The organism is Nocardiopsis sp. TNDT3, assembly GCF_003427465.1.
In the GTDB taxonomy this organism is placed as follows: Bacteria; Actinomycetota; Actinomycetes; order Streptosporangiales; family Streptosporangiaceae; genus Nocardiopsis; species Nocardiopsis dassonvillei.
Genome location: NZ_QPFC01001218.1, coordinates 1 through 1,934, shown reverse-complemented (window position 1 = coordinate 1,934; position 1,934 = coordinate 1). Strand labels below are relative to the sequence as shown.

General features: G+C 73.1%; 2 protein-coding genes. Both read right to left on the bottom strand.

The features are described from left to right. Window positions 1-267: 267 nt before the first annotated feature. Complete coding sequence (locus DQW06_RS26050; RefSeq protein WP_117199490.1) at window positions 268-807, bottom strand: dihydrofolate reductase family protein; 540 nt, start codon at window positions 805-807, stop codon at window positions 268-270. Beyond that, complete coding sequence (locus DQW06_RS26045; RefSeq protein ID WP_013152039.1) at window positions 804-1,736, bottom strand: helix-turn-helix domain-containing protein; 933 nt, start codon at window positions 1,734-1,736, stop codon at window positions 804-806. Before DQW06_RS26045 ends, DQW06_RS26050 begins: the two co-directional genes overlap by 4 nt. Between the last annotated feature and the right edge of the window lie 198 nt (window positions 1,737-1,934).

Genomic DNA, 1,934 nt, shown 5'->3' with positions numbered 1-1,934 from the left:
TCACCGAGGACGAGATCGCCGGTGCCGCCGCGCGCCTGCGCGAGCTGGACGGCGGCTGAGGGGCGCCGCCGGGACTTCGTCGGCGGCGGCGCTCGGAGCCGTGCCTCCCGTCCCGGGGCGGCGGAGGCGCTTCCACGGGGAACTCACGCCGGGGCCGCGGATGAGGTCCGGGTCTCCAGGACCCGGCTGGTGGTGCGCGGGCGGTTCGGGGGTGAGGCGTGGGTCCCGGGGCCCGGCCGGTGGCGGCGGGCCCCGGAAACCCCCGGGTCAGGGGCGGACGACCTCGTAGCGCATGCACGCGAAGTCACCGGCGCGGCGCACGTCCAGCACCCTCAGGTCCACGCGCCCGGCCAGCAGGGGCGAACCCGCGCCCAGGGTGACCGGCGCGACCGACACGACCACCTCGTCCAGGAGGCCGAGCCGGGCCAGGTCCGCGGCGACGCCGCCACCGCCGATCAGCCACACGTCACGTCCGTCGGCCGCCTCGACCACCTCGGCGTGCAGGTCGCGCAGCTCCTGGTCGGTGTCGGCGCTGGCGAAGCGGACGTCGCCCTCGATCCCGGGCAGGTCGCGGTGGGTGAGCACCCAGGTGGGGACCTGGTAGGGCCAGGGCTTGTCGCCCTCGTGCTTCAGGATCCACTCGTAGGTGCCCGCACCGGACACGATCGCGCCCGCCTCGCGGATGAAGGTCTCCGTCTCGTTCAGGGCATCGTCCCCGTCGGCGGCGAACAGCCACTCCAGGGAGTGGTCCTCGGTGGCGATGAAGCCGTCCAGGCTCGTCGCGGTGTTGTAAACCGTTTTGCTCATCGTGTACCTCCGTCGTGGTGTCGGTCTTGAAGCCATTCGATGGGGTCGCCGTGGTCCACCTCCAGGCCCTCCGCGCGCAGCATGTGGCGCACGAGCTGCCTGCGGTGGGCGGAGAAGGTGAGCACGTGCGCGACGACGCTGCCCAGTACGAAGCTCTCGGGCGGATCGCACAGGGCGTCGATCAGCCGGTCGCCCCAGGCGCCCCGCCGCCCGATGTCGTCGATCGCGGCGATCCAGCGCGCCCCCGCCCGCGTGTGCCGCTCCGCCAGCGCCTCCAGGCCGTCCGCGCCCCGTTCGGGCAGGTCGGCGCCGTCGATCGAGGCGAGCCACATCTCCTTGGCCCGGACCAGGTGGTCGAGCACGGCGGCCACGGACTCCTCCGGCCCGTCCCATTCCAGGACGGTCCGCCCGGGTGAGTGCACCCGCCGGTAGGCCTCCTCGGACAGCTGTCCGGCGAGGCGGATCAGGTGGGCGGTGTCGTCCACGTCGTGGTGGACCTGGAGGGCGATCAGGTCCATGCCGGTCCGCTCCTTGGGTCTGTCCTCGATCCACAGGTGGATCGGCGGGTGGAAGTGGATGCCGTTGGGCGCGGACAGCCACGTGCCGCTGCCCGCCGTGGTGGCGCTGGGCGGGTGCCCGAAGGCGCGTCCGAAGGCGCGCGTGAACCCCTCGACCGATTCGTATCCGGCCGCGAACGCGGCGTCGGTCACGCTGCTGCCCTGGCTGATCTGCCAGGCCGCGCGTTCCAGGAGCACCCGGCGGCGCAGCGCGACCGGCGACTCCCCGGTGTCGCGGGTCAGTCTGCGGGTGAAGTGAAACGGTGAGGCGAAGGCGTGGTCCGCCATGTCGGTGAGGCGGGTGTTCTCCTCGTCCAGGACCGCGTCGAGCAGTTCGCGCAGGCGGTCCCGGCCTGGGGTGGGCTCGGTCATGGCAACCAGTATGTTCACCGGAGGCGCCCGGACGCCTGACCGATCTTGCCCACCCGTGCCGCCGCCGCGGCCGGGGCCGGGCGGGTTTCCCCGGTGCGAGCGCCCCGGCGGATGCGGTAGAGTCTTCTGCGTCGGCGGGGCCGGAAAAGGTGACCGCTCGACGAACGGGACGTAGCGCAGTTTGGCAGCGCACTTGAC